At 63.0% G+C, this 16,284-nt stretch carries 16 protein-coding genes and 1 pseudogene; 9 read left to right on the top strand and 8 right to left on the bottom strand.

All coding sequences use genetic code 11. The features are described from left to right. The first annotated feature begins 125 nt into the window (after window positions 1-125). The 3 genes and pseudogenes from CCOS864_RS06275 to CCOS864_RS06265 all read left to right on the top strand — a co-directional run bounded on the left by CCOS864_RS06275 (window position 126) and on the right by CCOS864_RS06265 (window position 2,695). Window positions 126-1,445 carry an MFS transporter gene (locus tag CCOS864_RS06275; RefSeq protein ID WP_115085528.1) on the top strand — a complete coding sequence of 440 codons (1,320 nt, stop codon included), beginning with the start codon at window positions 126-128 and terminating at the stop codon, window positions 1,443-1,445. Between the two features lie 315 nt (window positions 1,446-1,760). Further along, a pseudogene (locus CCOS864_RS06270) lies at window positions 1,761-1,967 on the top strand (hypothetical protein); the annotation flags it as partial. A gap of 116 nt (window positions 1,968-2,083) precedes the next feature. Continuing rightward, complete coding sequence (locus CCOS864_RS06265) at window positions 2,084-2,695, top strand: flavin reductase family protein (protein WP_115085526.1); 612 nt, start codon at window positions 2,084-2,086, stop codon at window positions 2,693-2,695. 1 nt (window position 2,696) lies between these two features. On the opposite strand, the gene CCOS864_RS06260 is transcribed toward CCOS864_RS06265, so the two are convergent. Together CCOS864_RS06260 and CCOS864_RS06255 are read right to left on the bottom strand one after the other, a co-directional pair. Beyond that, window positions 2,697-2,927 carry a hypothetical protein gene (locus tag CCOS864_RS06260; protein ID WP_115085525.1) on the bottom strand — a complete coding sequence of 77 codons (231 nt, stop codon included), beginning with the start codon at window positions 2,925-2,927 and terminating at the stop codon, window positions 2,697-2,699. A gap of 38 nt (window positions 2,928-2,965) precedes the next feature. Continuing rightward, the gene (locus CCOS864_RS06255) at window positions 2,966-3,274 is read right to left on the bottom strand and encodes an antibiotic biosynthesis monooxygenase family protein (protein ID WP_115085524.1); all 309 of its coding nucleotides are present in this window, start codon (window positions 3,272-3,274) and stop codon (window positions 2,966-2,968) included. A 204-nt stretch (window positions 3,275-3,478) separates the two neighbouring features. Here CCOS864_RS06255 and CCOS864_RS06250 point away from each other — a divergent pair, with 204 nt between their 5' ends. Next, window positions 3,479-4,408, top strand: a complete 930-nt coding sequence (locus CCOS864_RS06250; protein WP_115085523.1) for an AraC family transcriptional regulator — start codon at window positions 3,479-3,481, stop codon at window positions 4,406-4,408. Window positions 4,409-4,483: 75 nt separating this feature from the next. On the opposite strand, the gene CCOS864_RS06245 is transcribed toward CCOS864_RS06250, so the two are convergent. The 3 genes from CCOS864_RS06245 to CCOS864_RS06235 form a co-directional block, all read right to left on the bottom strand. Beyond that, window positions 4,484-5,413 (bottom strand): IS110 family RNA-guided transposase, encoded by a 930-nt coding sequence (locus CCOS864_RS06245; RefSeq protein WP_115085522.1) that lies wholly within the window; start codon window positions 5,411-5,413, stop codon window positions 4,484-4,486. Window positions 5,414-5,659: 246 nt separating this feature from the next. Next, window positions 5,660-7,093, bottom strand: coding sequence for an aldehyde dehydrogenase family protein (locus CCOS864_RS06240; RefSeq protein WP_115085521.1), 1,434 nt, complete (start codon window positions 7,091-7,093; stop codon window positions 5,660-5,662). Continuing rightward, window positions 7,090-8,727 (bottom strand): 5-guanidino-2-oxopentanoate decarboxylase, encoded by a 1,638-nt coding sequence (locus CCOS864_RS06235; protein WP_115085520.1) that lies wholly within the window; start codon window positions 8,725-8,727, stop codon window positions 7,090-7,092. The genes CCOS864_RS06240 and CCOS864_RS06235 overlap by 4 nt, the downstream gene beginning before the upstream one ends. Window positions 8,728-8,840: 113 nt before the next feature. Between CCOS864_RS06235 and CCOS864_RS06230 the strand changes: the two genes are divergently transcribed. Beyond that, entirely contained in the window at window positions 8,841-9,722 is an 882-nt protein-coding gene (locus CCOS864_RS06230) for a LysR substrate-binding domain-containing protein (protein ID WP_115085519.1), read from the top strand. Here CCOS864_RS06230 and CCOS864_RS06225 read toward each other — a convergent pair. Continuing rightward, window positions 9,716-10,330 (bottom strand): NAD(P)-dependent oxidoreductase, encoded by a 615-nt coding sequence (locus tag CCOS864_RS06225; RefSeq protein ID WP_115085518.1) that lies wholly within the window; start codon window positions 10,328-10,330, stop codon window positions 9,716-9,718. The genes CCOS864_RS06230 and CCOS864_RS06225 overlap by 7 nt on opposite strands. Window positions 10,331-10,360: 30 nt before the next feature. Then, window positions 10,361-11,242 carry an MBL fold metallo-hydrolase gene (locus CCOS864_RS06220; RefSeq protein WP_115085517.1) on the bottom strand — a complete coding sequence of 294 codons (882 nt, stop codon included), beginning with the start codon at window positions 11,240-11,242 and terminating at the stop codon, window positions 10,361-10,363. A gap of 105 nt (window positions 11,243-11,347) precedes the next feature. On the opposite strand from CCOS864_RS06220, the gene CCOS864_RS06215 reads away from it, so the two are divergent. Then, window positions 11,348-12,256: a LysR family transcriptional regulator gene (locus tag CCOS864_RS06215; RefSeq protein ID WP_115085516.1), complete on the top strand. Its 909-nt coding sequence runs from the start codon at window positions 11,348-11,350 to the stop codon at window positions 12,254-12,256. 72 nt (window positions 12,257-12,328) lie between these two features. Then, window positions 12,329-12,502, top strand: coding sequence for a hypothetical protein (locus CCOS864_RS28165; RefSeq protein WP_166675649.1), 174 nt, complete (start codon window positions 12,329-12,331; stop codon window positions 12,500-12,502). Here the strand turns inward: CCOS864_RS28165 and CCOS864_RS06210 are convergent. Continuing rightward, window positions 12,495-13,373 (bottom strand): helix-turn-helix domain-containing protein, encoded by an 879-nt coding sequence (locus tag CCOS864_RS06210; RefSeq protein WP_115085515.1) that lies wholly within the window; start codon window positions 13,371-13,373, stop codon window positions 12,495-12,497. The genes CCOS864_RS28165 and CCOS864_RS06210 overlap by 8 nt on opposite strands. A 169-nt stretch (window positions 13,374-13,542) precedes the next feature. Between CCOS864_RS06210 and pobA the strand changes: the two genes are divergently transcribed. Then, window positions 13,543-14,736 (top strand): 4-hydroxybenzoate 3-monooxygenase, encoded by a 1,194-nt coding sequence (gene pobA, locus CCOS864_RS06205; RefSeq protein WP_115085514.1) that lies wholly within the window; start codon window positions 13,543-13,545, stop codon window positions 14,734-14,736. Window positions 14,737-14,814: 78 nt separating this feature from the next. Next, window positions 14,815-16,272 (top strand): MDR family MFS transporter, encoded by a 1,458-nt coding sequence (locus CCOS864_RS06200; RefSeq protein WP_258578326.1) that lies wholly within the window; start codon window positions 14,815-14,817, stop codon window positions 16,270-16,272. The last annotated feature ends 12 nt before the right edge of the window (window positions 16,273-16,284 follow it).

The raw sequence follows: 16,284 nt of genomic DNA, 5'->3' as shown, positions 1-16,284 counted from the left end.
TTCCGCTCATCACACCCGTACAACCCTTCTAGACCGGGCCTCCAGCACCTGGCACAGCTTCTGCTATAGCCCTGGCAGGCTGCGTTTCGACGCGCTCCACAAAAACAACTATGAAGGTCCCTTCGATGGATAACTCCAGCACTCTGCCCGCCGGGGCGGCCATTGCGCCCGCCGCGGAAAAAACCACCCGCAGCCGACTCAAGTCGATTTTCAGCGGCTCGATCGGCAACATGGTCGAATGGTACGACTGGTACGTTTACGCCGCGTTCTCCCTGTACTTCGCCAAAGCCTTCTTCCCCGCTGGCGACACCACCGCCCAACTGCTCAACACCGCCGCGATCTTCGCCGTGGGCTTCCTGATGCGCCCGATCGGCGGCTGGCTGATGGGTATCTACGCCGACCGCAAGGGCCGCAAGGCCGCGCTGATGGCTTCGGTCCTGCTGATGTGCGCAGGCTCGCTGGTCATCGCCCTGACCCCGGGTTATGAAACCATCGGTGTCGCCGCGCCGGTGCTGCTGGTCATAGCGCGTCTGATGCAAGGCCTGTCGGTGGGCGGCGAGTACGGCACTTCCGCCACCTACCTCAGTGAGATGGCCACCAAGGAACGCCGTGGCTTCTTCTCCAGCTTCCAGTACGTGACGCTGATTTCCGGCCAGCTCATCGCCCTGGCGGTGCTGATCATCCTGCAGCAGACCCTGACCACCGAGCAGCTGTATGCCTGGGGCTGGCGTGTGCCTTTCGTGATCGGCGCCCTGTGTGCGGTGGTCGCCCTGTACCTGCGCCGTGGCATGGAAGAAACCGCCTCCTTCACCAAGAAGGAAAAGTCCAAGGAAAGCCTGATGCGCACCCTGATGCGCCATCCGAAGGAGCTGGCCACCGTGGTCGGCCTGACCATGGGCGGTACCCTGGCCTTCTACACCTACACCACCTACATGCAGAAGTACCTGGTGAACACGGTGGGCATGAGCATCAGCGACTCGACCACCATTTCGGCGGCCACCCTGTTCCTGTTCATGTGCCTGCAGCCAGTCATCGGCAGCCTTTCCGACAAGATCGGCCGGCGTCCGATCCTGATCGCCTTCGGCGTGCTCGGCACGCTGTGCACCGTACCGATCCTCACCACCCTGCACACCATCCAGACCTGGTGGGGCGCGTTCTTCCTGATCATGGCGGCGCTGATCATCGTCAGCGGCTACACCTCGATCAACGCGGTGGTCAAAGCCGAGCTGTTCCCCACCGAAATCCGCGCCCTGGGCGTTGGCCTGCCGTACGCCCTGACCGTGTCGATCTTCGGCGGTACCGCTGAATACGTGGCGCTGTGGTTCAAGAGCATCGGCATGGAGACCGGCTACTACTGGTACGTGACCGCCTGTATCGCCTGCTCGTTGCTGGTGTATGTGTTCATGAAGGACACCCGCAAGCATTCGCGGATCACCACTGACTGATCCCAGTCATCGGCAGAAAAAAGGGGGCATCCGCCAGCGGATTGCCCCCTTTTTTTGTTTATGGCGCTTTAACCCGCAATTAATCCCACACCCTCAATCTTCACTCATAGCGTAGACCGCATCGCCTGCATCGCTGGCAAGGCCAGCTCCCACAGGTCCGTGCATGGCCTTGCTGGCGATGAGGGCGAACTGCCGTCAAATACATCTACTTTTTAGATTCTTATACGTTATTTTTTGCGCTTTTTAATCAATTTTATCGGCGTAGCATTACACCCATAGAAACAAACAACCCCTCACCACCTCGGAGCAACGACCATGAAAAGCAAACTGATCCTGACCCTGGCCTTCTCGGTACTGGCTGTCAACGCCTTCGCCGAAGACGGCTTCGACCGTACCAACGCCCACAACTTCAACGCCGTGCCAACCCAGCCGGCCACTTATGTAGAAGACGGTTTCGATCGCACTGGCGGCGCCAAATTCGCTGAAGACGGTTTCGATCGCACCCAGGCCCACCGCATCAGCTAAGCCCTGATGTGACGCAGTCAGCCCGGCCTCGGCCGGGCTTAGTCATTTTCAGCAAGGCCAAGCCTTGGCACACTAGGCGCTTACTCACAGGGAAGGCCCTCAGGCCAGCGCAGATGTATTACTACGAACCGGCAAAAGGCCACGGCCTGCCCCACGATCCGTTCAATGCCATCGTCGGCCCACGCCCGATTGGCTGGATTTCTTCCCAGGACGCCGAAGGTCGCCTGAACCTTGCGCCCTACAGCTTCTTCAACGCCTTCAACTACATTCCACCGATCGTCGGTTTCGCCAGCGTCGGGCGCAAAGACAGCCTGAACAACATCGAGCAGACGGGCGAATTCGCCTGGAACCTGGCCACCCGGCCGTTGGCCGAGGCGATGAACCAGAGCTGCGCCGCGGTTGCACCGCAAGTTGACGAGTTCGCCCTGAGTGGGCTGACCCCGGTGGCGTCCAGGGTGATTGCCGTGCCGCGGGTGCAAGAAAGCCCGGTGTCATTCGAGTGCAAGGTCACCCAGATCATCCAGCTGCAACGTGCTGACCAGGCGCTGGTGCCAAGCTGGCTGGTTCTGGGTGAAGTGGTGGCGGTGCATATCGCCGAGCATCTGCTCAAGGACGGCATCTACGATACCGCTGCAGGCCAGCCGATCCTGCGGGGTGGCGGCCCGGCGGATTACTTCGAACTGGGCAACCTGTTCAAGATGGCCCGCCCGCAGGTCAACGGCTGAGTTACCAGACCAGTTCGGCGTCGTCATCGACGCCCTGCAGGCGCTCAAGTTCGGCGCAGGCCGCTTCGTCAGCAGCCAGGGCAGTCTGGAAACGCTGCCCTTCAAGGACCTTATGAAAGCGCGGTGCGCCACTGGCACCCAGGCCTTTGACGGCGATGGCGGCGTTATAACCGTCGTCGCCACGTACAGCTGCCGATACGGCTTCGAACCGCGAAAATTCTTTACGTGCCATGTGCTTCAAATCCACATCAATTACCTGAAGCCGGCATTCTAACCTGCGCAAGGCGAGCCGAAGGTATGCAGGTCGAGGCTGTCGACCACCCGCGCCTGCACCAGCTCGCCAAACAACTCAAGGGTCGGTGAAGCGAAGTAGCCGCTCATCGATTGCTGATCGCGCCAGAAACCGCTGAGCAGCCACAGGTCGGCATCGGCCTGGGAGCGTTGCAGGCTGAACTTCAGGCAGCCGGGGGCCTGACGCGACGGCTCCAGCAGGTCACGCAGGCGCTCGCCCAGTTCCTCTGAGCGACCGCTGCTGGCGCGGATAAATGCAAGGTGGGTGACCGAATGTACCGAGGTCATGAGCGTTTCTCCATGTGCAGCCAGATGAAATTGCCAGGCTGCACAGGTTAGGCCTCCCGCCCGCGCGGCGGTTAGGCAATTCCTGTCGAGCGCTTGCCTGATCCTGCGCGCCCTGCAGGATCAGGCAAGCGGGCGGCAGCTTTCGACTAGCGCCGTGGCTTGCACAAACCTATCCTGCAGTCGTTCTCCCTGGAATCGCCCCCCATGTCTGCTATTGAGCCCGACCGCCTGATCCTCGACCCCGCCCTGGAACAACAGCGCCAGGAGCTGGCCGTACTCATCCAACGCCATGCGCCACGCCAGGCTGGCGTCGAGTCGGCGGTTGAGGACCTGTTTCTGGTGCGCTACGAAGAAAGCGTGCGCTCCATGCCGGCCCTGGCCGAGCCTGCACTGTGCATCCTGGCTCATGGCAGCAAGGAGGTGTGCCTGGGCGACGAGCACTACAGGTACGACCCGCTGCATTACATGGTGGTGTCGGTGGCATTGCCGATCAGCGGCGTGCTGCTGGAGGCCAGCCCGGAAAACCCCAGCCTGGGTGTGCGCCTGAACATTGATCCGGCGCAGATCAACAACCTGTTGGCCGATGCCGGCCCCCTCGGTGTGCCGGCTTTGCCGTCGGGCCGTGGGCTGTATGTGGAGCGTACCAATCCGCTGTTGCTCGATGCCCTGCTGCGGTTGATTCGCTTGCTCGATTCGCCGAAGGATATCCCGATCCTTGCGCCGCTGATCAAGCGCGAGATTCTCTACCGGCTGCTGCGAGGACCGCAGGGTTACCGGCTGTATGAAATTGCCATGGCCAACAGCCAGACCCATCGGGTGTGCCAAGCCATCGAATGGCTCAACCAGCACTTTCATCAGCCGTTGCGCATCGATGACCTGGCGCGCGAAGTCAACCTCAGTACCTCGACCTTGCATCACCGTTTCAAGGCGGTGACCTCCATGAGCCCGTTGCAGTACCAGAAGCAGCTGCGCCTGCAGGAAGCGCGGCGGCTGATGCTCAATGACGGGCTTGAGGCGGCGGTGGCAGGCTATCGGGTGGGCTATGAAAGCCCGTCGCAGTTCAGCCGCGAGTACAGCCGCTTGTATGGGGCGCCGCCGGTTAGGGACCTGGCCAGGTTGCGCAGTGCGCTCTAGATTGCTATCGCCGGCAACGCCAACTCCCACAGTGAGAAGTGCAAGCTGATAACCCTGTGGGAGCAACTGTCTTGATCAGGCTGTTTGCACTCGCCAAGGGGTATTGTCCCGCAGCATTGCATTCAGCCTGACGATCAGCACCCGTATGCAAGCTACGAGTGCCACCTTGGCGCACTTGCCACGTGCCCGAAGTGCTTCGTAGCGTGCTTTAAATTCTGTGTTGTGACGGATGATGATCCAGCTCGACATGTACAGCACTCGCCTTACATGGGCCCGACCACCCCATATCTGGCGGTGCCCTCGATGGCTACCACTATCGTTGTTGTAAGGCGCTACGCCCACCAGAGCAGCGATCTGACGGCGGTCCAACTGCCCCAGTTCAGGCAGTGAGGCGAGCAGATTTGCGGCGGTTACTCGACCGATTCCGGTCACTGCCAATAACTGACGCGCCCTGGTATCGTCCAGTTGCACCATCGCCTGATCAATTTCTTCGTCGAGGCGTTTGATCAGCACTTTCAGCTGCTCTATATGCTCATCGAAGTGGGCCATCACTGTTGCCGAGCGACATTGCTGGCGACGCCGCTTGTCGTCATCACGGCTCTGCACAAATTGGGCGCGCTGCTTCACCAGCTCTCGCAGCTCTTCGCGTTCAGGGCTGACCGGTTGGCCTTGAGGGGCGCTGAGGTGTGCAGCGAAGTCCGCAAGGACTTCGGCGTCGATCTTGTCGGTTTTGGCTTTTTTACCCATGGCATCGGCGAATTTTCGGGCACGGGCTGGGTTGATGCAGATGGTTTCCAGTCCTGCTGAGGCCAGGGCGATCAACACATCTTTCTCGTAGCCGCCTGTCGCTTCGATCAGCACTCGGCTGATATTGAAGTCCTTCAGACGCTCAAGCAACGCCTCGAAGCCTGCGGAGTTGTTGGCCACTTCGAAGCGGATTTTCTGAGGTTTGATGCAGATTTCCAAAGTGGCTTTGGCAGTGTCGATTCCAACAGAAGACAACATGGCTGAACCCTCTTACACTCAGTTGTGAGAGCGCTCTGGCTTGGCCCACGCTTGTGATTCGAGAGGCGCTCAATCAACTGTTCGGGCTCGGGCCAGAGTGGAGAGGTGAATGGCAGCTTTGCTCCCACACGTGCTTTAAGCACTACCGGCGTACAGCTTGCCATTCACCGCTCTCACTTCTGATTCTATTCCTACCTCAAGACACAAGCCGGCGTTGCCGGCGATGGAGCGCGCAGCGGTCCGCTTTTACACCGCCCTGACGACGTGCTTGATCTCCTGAAAGGCACTCAAGCCCCAAGGCCCCAGCTCCCGACCCAGGCTGCTCTGCTTGTACCCACCCCAGGCCGTCTGCGGGAAGATCACCTGCGGTGCGTTAATCCACACCAGCCCCGCCTGCAAGGCGTTGGCTACCCGCTCGGCAGCCGGCAAATCACGGCTGAGCACACTGGCCACCAGGCCGAACTCGGTGTCATTGGCCAGCGCCAGCGCCTCGGCTTCAGTGGCAAACGAACGCACGCACAGCACCGGACCGAAGATCTCCTCACACCACAAGGCGCTGTCCAGCGGTACATCGGTGAACACCGTGGGGCTGACGAAGTAGCCGCAAGGCAGCTGCGCCGGCCGTGAACCGCCACAGAGCAACCGGGCACCGGATTGCACACCCGCCGCAATATGCGCCTGTACCCGCTGGTACTGGGTCTGATTGACCAACGGCCCCATTTCGCTTTCGCCGCTGAACGGCTCGCCCACACGGATCGCTTCGGCGCGGGCCTTCACTGCCTCGATAAACGCAGGGTACAGGGCTTCGGCCACCAGCACCCGACTGGTGGCCGAACACATCTGCCCGGCATTGAAGAAACCACCCAGGCAAGCCAGCTCCACCGCAAGTTCCAGGTCGGCGTCCTCCAGCACCAGCAACGGCGATTTGCCGCCCAGTTCCAGGCTCACACCCTTGACCGTCTCCGCCGCCCGCTGCATTACCTGCACACCCACCGCATTGCTGCCGGTGAAGGAAATCTTGGCAATACGCGGATCGGCCGCCAAGGGCGCGCCCACCGCCAGCCCGGTACCGCAGACCAGGTTGAACACCCCATCCGGCAGCCCCGCTTCGGCGATGATCGCCGCCAGTTCCAGCTCGGCCAGCGGGGTGACTTCCGAAGGCTTGAGCACCACGCAGCAGCCTGCCGCCAGTGCCGGCGCCAGCTTCCAGGCGGTGGTGACCATGGGGAAGTTCCACGGCACGATCAAACCGACCACACCGCACGGTTCACGCCGTACCCGGGCGACAAAATCTTCGCTGGGCAGGGTCACCGAGCGGTCACGCCCGAGGTTGTCCGCCAACTCCGCGTAATAGCGAAAGGTCGCGATGACATCATCGACATCGATGTGGGCTTCAACCAGCGGCTTGCCGTTGTTGCTGGCTTGCAGCTGTACCAAGCGCTCGCGGCGCGCCTCGACACCCTCGGCAATAGCCCGCAAGATGGCCGCGCGGGTCGGCCCGCTGGATGTAGACCATTCGACAAATGCCGCTCGGGCCGCCAGCGTTGCCCGCTCGACCGCCGCAGCGTCGCCACCGGCAACTTCGGCCAGTACCTGCTCGTTGCTCGGGTTGATCACCGTCAGCGCCTGGGGGCCATGCTGCCAGACGCCTGCGATATAGATACCAGGCAGCTTGATCATGCTGGCACCGCCTGCATCCAGGTGGCCTGGTCGATTTCGATCAGGCTCGGGCCTTTGCGATCGCAGGCCTGACGCAATGCTTCGCGCAGCTGGGCGACGTCGCCCACAGACTCGGCGCTGCAGCCCAGGGCCTTGGCCACGCCAATAAAATCAGGGGTGTAGATATCGACGCCGACCGGCTCGATGGCGCGGTTGACCATGTAGCGCTTGATCTCTTCATAGCCCTGGTTGTTCCACAGCAGCACGATCAGCGGCACCTGCGCCTCGCGGGCACTGGCCAGTTCCGGCAGGGTGAACTGCAAGCCGCCGTCGCCGATCAGGCACACCACCGGCGCGCGATCGGCCACCGCTTCGGCGCTGCCCAGCCAGGCGCCCATGGCTGCCGGCAGCGCGTAACCCAGGGTGCCGTAGCCAGTCGAGGCGTTGAACCAGCGCCGCGGTTGGTCCATGTCCAGGGTCAGGTTGCCGGTGTACACCGGCTGGGTCGAGTCACCGACCAGCACTGCGCCCGACAGGGTTTCGAGAATGGTATTGAGCATACGCGTCTGACTGCGCATCGGCAGGTCGCGGTCAGCCTCCAGCACTGCACGCAAGCGGGCGGCACGGGCCGCGCCCCACTCGGCGCCGCACACCGGTGCCGGTTGCTCGGCCAGGGCGACCAGCAAGGCCTGGGTAGCGAGGGTCGAATCCGCGACCAGGGCGACCTTCGGCGGGTAGTTGCGCACGGTCTGGTCGGGGTCGATATCGATGCGCAGCAGCTCACCGGGGATCTCGAAACCACCCTTGAAGGTCACGTCGTAGTCGGTCTCGGCAAGCTCGGTACCGATCGCCAGCACCACATCGGCTTCGGCGACCAGGGCACGGGTGGCCACCAGCGACTGGGTCGAGCCGATCTGCAGCGGGTGGCTGGCCGGCAGAACGCCCTTGGCGTTGATGGTCAGGGCCACCGGCGCCTGCAGGTATTCTGCCAGGCGGGTCAGCGCCGCGCTGGCATCGATGGCACCACCGCCGGCGAGGATCAGCGGCCGCCGGGCTGCCGCGAGCATGGCAGCCATTTGTGCAACCGGCGCAGGCGCGGCGCCAGCGCGGGCGATACGCACCGGGGCACAGGCCAGCAGGTGATCGGCGTCTTCGACCAGCACATCCAGTGGAATCTCGATATGCACCGGGCGCGGCCGCGCGCCATCGAACACGGCAAAGGCGCGCGCCAGTACCGACGGCAGGTCATCGGCGCTCATCAGCGTGTGGGAAAACGCCGCCACGCCTGCCACCAGATTGCCCTGCGCCGGCAGCTCATGCAGCTTGCCGCGCCCGCCGCCCAACTGGTCACGCGACTGCACGCTGGAAATCACCAGCATCGGAATCGAGTCAGCGTAGGCCTGGCCCATGGCGGTGGTGATATTGGTCATGCCCGGGCCGGTGATGATGAAGCACACGCCCGGCTTGCCGCGGGTACGCGCGTAGCCGTCAGCCATGAAGCCGGCGCCTTGCTCGTGGCGCGGGGTGATGTGCCGGATGCGCGAGCTTGCCAGCCCGCGATAGAGTTCCACGGTATGCACGCCGGGAATTCCAAAGACATGGTCTACGCCATAGCCTTCAAGGAGTTTGACCAGTACTTCGCCGCAAGTCGCCATGATCGTCTGCCTGTCATTGTTCGGGAAACAGGCTGTATTGGACCGCCCGACGGCTACCTGCACAATGCAAAAAAGCTCATACTAGCCATGTCCTAAGATCATGGCTCAAGCCGATGAAACGCCTGCCTCCACTGCCTGCCCTGCACACCTTTCTGGTCACTGCCCAGTGCTGCAACTTCACCCGCGCCGCACAACTGCTGCACATCACTCAGGGCGCGGTGAGCCGTCAGATTGCCGGCCTTGAAGAGCACCTGGGTTATCCGCTGTTCCTGCGCCAGGCCCGTGGCCTGAGCCTGACTCGCGAAGGCCAGGACTGGCTGCCGCGGGTGCAGCAGGTGTTCGCCCTGATCGAGGAAGGGGTGCAGCAAGTAGGCGCGCGCAGCACCACCTTGCAGCTCAAGGCCCCGACCTGCGTGATGCGCTGGCTGCTGCCGCGCCTGATGGAATGGCAAGCGTTGCGCCCGGACGTGCCGGTGGAGCTGACCACTACGGTGCAGCACGGGGTGGATTTTCGTCGGGAAGTGTTCGATGCGGCGGTGGTCTATGGCGCCCGACCCAACCATGGCCTGCAGACCCAGAAACTGTTCGATGAACAACTGACGCCGGTGTGCGCGCCGCAACTGCTGAGCGGCGCCCTGCCCTTGCAGCAGATCGCCGACCTTGATCAGCACATGCTCCTGCACCCGACCCGCGACCAGCGCGACTGGAATGCCTGGCTCGATGCCGCCGGGGCGAGCTTGCCCCGGCAAGGCAAGGGCCAGCATTTCGAAACCCTGGACATGGCCATGTCGATGGCCTCCCAGGGTACCGGTGTGGCCATCGGCGACTGGTCGCTGATCGGCGATGACCTCAAGTGCGGGCGGCTGGTAACGCCGTTCCCGCTCAAGGTCAGCACCGGCCAGGCCTATTACCTGGTACGGCCGCAAGGGTCGGCTTCAGCCGCGTTGCAGGAACTGCTCGCCTGGTTGTGCGAGCAGGCCCAAGCCCCTCAATAACCGACAGTGAAGCGCTGCCGCGAGTGCGCCGGCGTTTCCACTTCATCGAGCATGGCGATAGCGTAGTCGGCAAAGCTGATCCAGCTCTTGCCCTTGTCACCGATCAGCAGGTGATCCTTGCCCAGCTTGTAAGCGCCGCTGCGGGCACCTTCGACGAATTCGGCCGAAGGGGACAGGAAGGTCCAGTCCAGGTCCTTTTCCTGACGCAGGGTGTCGAGGTAGTGACCACCGGCGGTTGCTTCAGCCTTGTAGGCCTCGGGGAAATCCGGGCTGTCGATGACCTTGTGCCCCGACGGCAGCAGCAGGCTGCCCGCCCCGCCCACCACCAGCAGGCGCTTGACCCCGGCGCGCTTCACCGGCTCGATGATGGCCTGCGGTTTGATACTGGAAAAGTGCGCGGCGCTGAGCACTACGTCGTGCCCTGCCACTGCCTGTTCCAGGGCGGCGGCATCGCTGACGTCCAGCGCCACGGCGTTGATCCCGGCGCGCCCCTGCAGTTTCGAAGTGTCACGGGCAATGGCGGTAACGCTATGACCCCGACGCAGGGCCTCTTCCAGCAACTGGCTGCCAGCACGGCCGGTAGCACCGATGATTGCGATCTTGCTCATGGGAAATCTCCAGTCAGAGTTGAACGACGCTTACCACTTCATCTCGCCCTTGGCGACCTTGGCGCTGAGCTCCAGCGAGCTCTCTTCACCCAGGTCCGGGTAACGTTTTTTCATGGCCGCGATCAGTTCGGCGGAGTTGCCAGCCTTGGCGGTTTCTTCGTCGAAGGCACGGATATAGTCTGCGGTGAACTGCACCGCCTTGAGCGAACGGCTGCCCTGGCCCAGGTAGTGGCCAGGGATCACGGTGTCGGGCTTGAGCTGCTCGATGCGCTTGAGGGTCGACAGCCAGTCCTTGTGCGATTGCGCCGACTGCGTGTCGGCCATCCACACGTGCAGGTTCTCGGCGACCACCACACCACCGACCACCGCCTTGATCGACGGAATCCACACGAAACTGCGGTCCGGCTGCGGGCCGTCGAGGCCGACCACTTGCAGGCGCTGGCCTTCAAGCTTCAGCTCATTGCCTTGCAACACCTGCGGCACAATCAGCTTCGCCGGTTTGTCAGCGCCCATCTGCGGCCCCCAGTAGGCCAGCTTGCCGTCCATGGTCTGCTTGATATGGGCGACGGTCGCCGCCGAGGCCACGACCTTGGCCTTGGGGTAGGCATCGGTCAGGGTCTGCAGGCCGAAGTAGTAGTCCGGGTCACCGTGGCTGATATAGATGGTGGTCAGTTGCTTGCCGCTCGCTTGCAGCTTGGCCAGCACCTGCTCGGCCTGGGCCTTGCCGAACTGGGCATCGACCAGGATGGCGTCATGCTTGCCGCTGACGATCACCGAGCTGACCGGGAACAAGGCGTTGGTGCCCGGGTTGTAGACATCCAGGTTCAGCGGCTCGGCGGCCGCAGCCTGGGCCATGACCCCAAGGGTGGCGAAAGCCAGCAACAGACGGCGCAGGGAAAACGAACGAGGCATCAAGGCGATTCCTGTGAAGTGGGCGATGAACAACAGCTTAGTTGCACGATCCGTCACAAAAAATGCGATGCTTAGGATTAGTTTGTTTCTGAAAGCGTGCAAATCATGGATCGTCTGACAGCAATGCGGGTTTTCGTCAGCGTGGTCGACCTGGGCAGCCAATCGGCCGCCGCCGACCACCTGGAACTCTCCCGACCGGTGGTTTCCCGGTATCTCGCCGAACTTGAGGACTGGGTGGGGGCGCGCCTGATGCAACGCACCACGCGCCGCCTGAGCCTGACCGCCGCCGGCCAGGAAACCCTGCCGCGCTGCCGGCAGATGCTCGAGCTTGCCGGTGACCTGCAGGCGGCCGTCAGCACCCCGAACGATGCCCCGCGCGGCGAACTGCGTATCAGCGTCAGTACCTCGTTCGGCCAGGCGCAATTGATGGACGCCGTGGCCGATTACGTCAAACGCTACCCTGGGGTGAAAATCGACCTGCAGATGCTCGACCGCACGGTGAACCTGGTGGATGAACGCATCGACCTGGCGATCCGCACCAGTAACGACCTGGACCCGAACCTGATCGCCCGGCGCCTGACCGTGTGCCGTTCGGTGATCTGCGCCTCCCCCGCCTACCTGCACCTGCACCCGGCGCCGCAGCACGTGCAGGAGCTCAGCCAGCACAACTGCCTGACCCACTCCTACTTCGGCCGCAGCCTCTGGCATTTCGACGTGGCTGGCGAGGTGGTGTCGGTACCGGTGCAGGGTAACATCAGCGCCAACGAAGCCATGACCCTGCAACGGGCGGCACTGGCCGGCGCCGGCGTGGCGATGCTGCCGACCTATCAGGCAGCCGGCGCCTTGCGCAGCGGCGAGCTGATTCGCCTGCTACCCCAGGCCAAGCCGCGGGAGCTGAACCTCAACGCCGTGTACACCTCGCGCAAGCACATGCCGGCCACCCTGCGCAGCATGCTCGACTTTCTCGCCGAGCGCTTTACCGCCGAGCCGATCTGGGACCAGGACCTGCTCTAAACCGGGCATACCCGGCCAGGCTGACCTATGCTTTGAATAGCACCTGTACGTGATTTGCAGGAGGTCAGCATCATGGGCGTCAAATCCAGAAAATGCGCCGTTATCTGTGCCATGGCCGCTGTGGTCGGGCTGTATGCCGCCGCAGCCTACCGGGTCGAGCAGATCCGCAACCAACCCTACTCTGCCGCCAGTTGCAGCCTGGCCCATTGCGTGCCGCACACTGCGACGCTGAGCGCACTCAAGTAGGTGACTGCGGGGCCTGGTAACGAAAGTCGCTGGGGGCCTTGCCGGTCAGGCGACGGAAGAACCGCGAAAAATACGCAGGATCTGCGAAGCCCAGGCTGTCGGCCAGTTGTTTGATGCTCAGGCTGGTGTAGACCAGCTCGCGCTTGGCTTCGAGCAACAAGCGTTGATGGATGATCTGCAAGGCCGACTGCCCGGCAAGCTCACGGCAGATGCTGTTCAGGTGCGCTACCGAAACCCCCACCTCATAGGCCAGCGCCTCGACGCTCGGCTGCTGGCGAAACTGCTGCTCCACCAGCTTGTTGAAGCGTTCCAGATACTCACGCCCGCGCGCCACCGCAAGACCTTGGCCATGGTGCTGCAAGCATTGTCGGCTGATCCACACCACCAGCAGGTTGATCAATGAGCGCAACTGCAAGTCGCGCCCGGGCTGGCCCTGCTGGTACTCCTGCTGCAAGGCGCTGAACAGGCTGTACAAGTAAGTACGATGGTCGCCCGCCAGATAAGTACCGACCTGGGCCAGGGCCGCCGGCGCGCCTGCCAGCTGCGTGTGCAGCAGACTCACCAGGGGTGCTGCCAGGGTTACCACGTAGCCATCGACGTCGCTGGAAAAGCGAAAACCATGCACACACAACGCCGGCACCACCTGAATCGCCGCCTGATCCAGGCGCCGCACCTGACCTTCCACCTCGATCTCGGCCTGCCCTTCATAAAGGAACAGCAACTGGCACAGGTCGGCATGCCGATGGGGTTCGATTTCCCAGTCATGCAAGCGGCTGCGCGCCGGGATCGACTCGCAGTGCAGCAGGTCCGGGGTAGGCCACTGCAACGGCTCGCCGTAGAGCTTGAACACCGGGATCGAGGCTTTGCTCATCTGTTGATTGGCTCCCGGGCCGATGCCCGATAATCGCACTGATTGGTGAAAAGTACTGCTATACGCCTGTTTTATCCCTTCTTCGCTCGGGTTTCCAAGCGAAAAATGCAAGCACAACAATCATAAGCTGCTTTCGGCCCTGCGCTGAAGCTTGCCTGGGATAACAACAATGAAGACTCAAGTCGCAATTATCGGTGCCGGCCCTTCCGGCCTGCTGCTCGGCCAGTTGCTGCACAAGGCCGGGATCGCCAACGTCATCGTCGAGCGCCAGAGCGCCGACTACGTACTCGGGCGCATTCGCGCCGGGGTACTGGAACAGGGCATGGTCGAGTTGCTGCGCGAAGCCGGGGTCGGCGCGCGCATGGACGCCGAGGGCCTGCCCCACAGCGGTTTTGAACTGGCCTTCGACGGGCGCCGCGAACATATCGACCTCAAGGGCCTGACCGGCGGCAAAGGCGTCATGATCTACGGCCAGACCGAAGTTACCCGCGATCTGATGGCCGCGCGCGAAGCCTGCGGCGCCGTCACTGTCTATCAAGCCGATAACGTCCGGCCCCATGACCTGAAGTCCGAGCGTCCTTACCTGACGTTCGAAAAGGACGGCGAAGTGCAGCGCCTGGACTGCGACTATATAGCCGGCTGCGACGGTTACCACGGCATCGCCCGGCAATCGATTCCCGCCGAAGCACTCAAGGTTTTCGAACGGGTCTACCCTTTCGGTTGGCTCGGCGTGCTGGCCGACACCCCGCCGGTCAGCGACGAGCTGGTGTATGCCCGCCACGAACGCGGCTTTGCCCTGTGCAGCCTGCGCTCGCCGACCCGCACCCGTTACTACGTGCAGGTGGGCGCTGAAGAGAAGGTCGAGGACTGGTCCGATGAGCGTTTCTGGGCCGAGCTCAAATCGCGCCTGCCGGCGGATCTGGCCGAACGCCTGGTGACCGGTCCTTCGATCGAAAAAAGCATCGCGCCGCTGCGCAGCTTCGTGGTCGAACCCATGCAGTACGGCAAGCTGTTCCTGCTCGGCGACGCCGCGCACATCGTCCCGCCCACCGGCGCCAAGGGCCTGAACCTGGCGGCCAGCGATGTCAGCACCTTGTACAACATCCTGCGCAAGGTCTACGGCGAAGGGCGTACCGACCTGCTCGAGCGCTACTCGCAGATCTGCCTGCGGCGGATCTGGAAGGCCGAGCGCTTTTCCTGGTGGATGACTTCGATCCTGCACCGCTTTCCTGACAGCGATGCCTTCAGCCAGCGTATCCAGCAAACCGAGCTTGAGTACTACGTCAGTTCTAAAGCCGGTCGTACGACCTTGGCAGAAAACTATGTCGGCCTGCCCTACGAGGCTATCGAGGAAGACGCTTAGCAAGCTATCGAGTAGACTGGTCGGCACCTGCTCCCGCAGCTGATCGGCTGCGGGCCTTACCTGCCCCAGAGCTGGCCCGTGACTCAACTGAACACTCCGCAACCGGTACTGCGCAGCGTGCTCGTCGCGCTGATGCTGGCGATCTTTCTCGGCGCCCTCGACCAGACCATCGTCGCGGTGTCGATGCCGGCGATTTCAGCGCAATTCAACGATGTCGGCCTGCTGGCCTGGGTGATTTCCGGCTACATGGTGGCCATGACCGTGGCCGTGCCGATCTACGGCAAACTCGGTGACCTGTATGGCCGGCGGCGGATGATCCTTACCGGCACCGCGCTCTTTACCCTGGCCTCGATTTTCTGCGCGCTGGCACAGAACATGGAGCAACTGGTGCTGGCGCGGGTGCTGCAGGGTGTCGGCGCCGGCGGCATGGTCTCGGTCAGCCAGGCGATCATTGGCGACTTTGTGCCGCCGCGCGAACGTGGTCGCTACCAGGGTTACTTCAGCAGCATGTACGCCCTGGCCAGCGTCGCCGGGCCAGTGCTGGGCGGGTTGCTCACCGAATACCTGTCATGGCGCTGGGTGTTCTGGCTCAACCTGCCCCTGGGCCTGACCGCCTGGTGGGTGACGCGCCGTGCCCTGCGCAGCCTGCAGGTACCAACGCACAAAGCGCAGGTCGATTACCTCGGCGCCGCCCTGCTGATTCTCGGCCTGGGCAGCCTGTTGCTGGGCATCTCCCTGATCGGCCAGGGCCAGCCCTGGGATTCTGCACAAGTTGCCAGCCTGCTCGGTTGTGCACTGATCGGGCTGCTGCTGTTCGTGCTTCATGAGCAACGCGCCGCCGAACCGCTGCTGCCGTTGAAGCTATTCGCCAATCGCATCGCCACCCTGTGCTGGTGCACGATCTTCTTCACCAGCTTCCAGGCCATTTCGCTGACCATGCTGATGCCGCTGCGCTATCAGAGCATCACCGGTGCCGGCGCCGACAGCGCGGCCCTGCACTTGCTGCCGCTGGCCATCGGCCTGCCGATCGGCGCCTATTGCGGCGGCCGCCTTACCACTTTCACCGGGCGCTACAAGCCGCAGATTCTCGGCGGCGCCCTGCTGATGCCGTTTGCCATCGTCGGCATGGCCTTCAGCCCGCCGCAGGCGGCCTGGTTCAGTGGGGTGTTCATGCTGTTGACCGGGATCGCCTCGGGCCTGCAATTCCCCACTTCGCTGGTGGCGACCCAGAGTGCGGTCGAGCCCCGGGATATCGGCGTGGCCACCAGCACCACCAACCTGTTCCGCTCCCTGGGCGGGGCCATGGGCGTGGCCTGCATGTCGACCCTGCTGCTGGCGATGCTTGCCCAGGGCGGCCTGAACCTGGCCGGCGATGCCCTGCTTGGCAGCCTGCAGGCTGGCGAGCCGACCGCGGCGATGCAGGCCGAGTTGCTGTTGACCTTTCGCAACCTGCTGCTCGGCAGTGCTACGGTTTCGCTGCTGGGGCTGACGGCGGCGCTGGCCTTGCCTGACAGGCAATTGCGCGGCCGCCAGTAGGACCTTTATAAC

It is taken from the genome of Pseudomonas wadenswilerensis (assembly GCF_900497695.1).
Lineage (GTDB): Bacteria > Pseudomonadota > Gammaproteobacteria > Pseudomonadales > Pseudomonadaceae > Aquipseudomonas > Aquipseudomonas wadenswilerensis.
The sequence above is the reverse complement of the archived record's forward strand: the minus strand, read 5'-3'. Positions and strand labels throughout refer to the sequence as shown.

Excerpts from the sequence above, each read along its gene's own strand:
- CCOS864_RS06220 (WP_115085517.1), bottom strand. The coding sequence starts at position 11,242 with ATGCCTCGTTCGTTTTCCCTGCGCCGTCTGTTGCTGGCTTTCGCCACC.
- CCOS864_RS06265 (WP_115085526.1), top strand. The coding sequence starts at position 2,084 with ATGTATTACTACGAACCGGCAAAAGGCCACGGCCTGCCCCACGATCCG.
- pobA (WP_115085514.1), top strand. The coding sequence starts at position 13,543 with ATGAAGACTCAAGTCGCAATTATCGGTGCCGGCCCTTCCGGCCTGCTG.
- CCOS864_RS06210 (WP_115085515.1), bottom strand. The coding sequence starts at position 13,373 with ATGAGCAAAGCCTCGATCCCGGTGTTCAAGCTCTACGGCGAGCCGTTG.
- CCOS864_RS06230 (WP_115085519.1), top strand. The coding sequence starts at position 8,841 with ATGAAACGCCTGCCTCCACTGCCTGCCCTGCACACCTTTCTGGTCACT.
- CCOS864_RS06275 (WP_115085528.1), top strand. The coding sequence starts at position 126 with ATGGATAACTCCAGCACTCTGCCCGCCGGGGCGGCCATTGCGCCCGCC.
- CCOS864_RS06235 (WP_115085520.1), bottom strand. The coding sequence starts at position 8,727 with ATGGCGACTTGCGGCGAAGTACTGGTCAAACTCCTTGAAGGCTATGGC.
- CCOS864_RS06260 (WP_115085525.1), bottom strand. The coding sequence starts at position 2,927 with ATGGCACGTAAAGAATTTTCGCGGTTCGAAGCCGTATCGGCAGCTGTA.
- CCOS864_RS06225 (WP_115085518.1), bottom strand. The coding sequence starts at position 10,330 with ATGAGCAAGATCGCAATCATCGGTGCTACCGGCCGTGCTGGCAGCCAG.
- CCOS864_RS06250 (WP_115085523.1), top strand. The coding sequence starts at position 3,479 with ATGTCTGCTATTGAGCCCGACCGCCTGATCCTCGACCCCGCCCTGGAA.
- CCOS864_RS06255 (WP_115085524.1), bottom strand. The coding sequence starts at position 3,274 with ATGACCTCGGTACATTCGGTCACCCACCTTGCATTTATCCGCGCCAGC.
- CCOS864_RS28165 (WP_166675649.1), top strand. The coding sequence starts at position 12,329 with ATGGGCGTCAAATCCAGAAAATGCGCCGTTATCTGTGCCATGGCCGCT.
- CCOS864_RS06245 (WP_115085522.1), bottom strand. The coding sequence starts at position 5,413 with ATGTTGTCTTCTGTTGGAATCGACACTGCCAAAGCCACTTTGGAAATC.
- CCOS864_RS06240 (WP_115085521.1), bottom strand. The coding sequence starts at position 7,093 with ATGATCAAGCTGCCTGGTATCTATATCGCAGGCGTCTGGCAGCATGGC.
- CCOS864_RS06215 (WP_115085516.1), top strand. The coding sequence starts at position 11,348 with ATGGATCGTCTGACAGCAATGCGGGTTTTCGTCAGCGTGGTCGACCTG.